The organism is Klenkia sp. AC732, from assembly GCF_979256525.1.
Map to the genome: position 1 here is coordinate 1 of NZ_CEEDOS010000199.1, position 231 is coordinate 231.

Genomic DNA, 231 nt, shown 5'->3' on the forward strand with positions numbered 1-231 from the left:
CACCCACACCGTGAGGACGACGTCGCCGGTGCCCCGCCGGCTGATGCGCGAGCACGTGGCCGCGGTGGCCCAGCGGCACGGCGGCACCGGCGACGTCGGCCTCACGGTGTGGGTGGAGGGCGGCGCGGAGCTGGCCACGCAGACCTGGAACCCGCGGCTGGGCATCCAGGGCGGGCTGTCCATCCTGGGGACGACGGGCGTGGTCGTGCCCTACTCGTGCGCCTCCTGGAT

General features: G+C 75.3%; 1 protein-coding gene. It reads left to right on the top strand.

Going from position 1 to position 231, the window contains the following annotated elements; genetic code table 11:
* Positions 1-28 precede the first annotated feature (28 nt).
* Positions 29-231: cobalt-precorrin-5B (C(1))-methyltransferase (locus AC0IVP_RS22270; RefSeq protein ID WP_471759324.1), on the top strand; the 203-nt coding region annotated here is incomplete at its 3' end.